The 245-nt window shown below is 60.0% G+C and carries 1 protein-coding gene; it reads right to left on the bottom strand.

Features of this window, described 5'->3' with window-relative positions; genetic code table 11:
* Positions 1–61 precede the first annotated feature (61 nt).
* On the bottom strand, positions 62–245 hold a 184-nt coding region (locus H1B37_RS33565), incomplete at its 5' end, for a hypothetical protein (RefSeq protein ID WP_220498511.1).

Below are 245 nucleotides of genomic sequence, written 5' to 3'. Positions count from 1 at the left end.
CCGATGCCACTTCCTCGCGGCCCTCCACCGGTCGTGTTTCAAAGGAGAGCCGATTGAACGTTCAATGGAGGACTAATGCGAAAAATCGAACGTCATCGGGGAGGCGAACGGGGAAGATCTGCGCCGAAGTCGCTCGAAACCACTCAGACATGAGGCCGAAGCAGACACGGACAGGCAAAACGGAGTTCCGCCGCCGCTTGATCACCGCATCGGGATCAGCCTGGCGACCGCTACAGCGCACCGCA

It is taken from the genome of Stieleria mannarensis (genome assembly GCF_014154935.1).
Taxonomy (GTDB): domain Bacteria; phylum Planctomycetota; class Planctomycetia; order Pirellulales; family Pirellulaceae; genus Stieleria; species Stieleria mannarensis.
The sequence above is the reverse complement of the archived record's forward strand: the minus strand, read 5'-3'. Positions and strand labels throughout refer to the sequence as shown.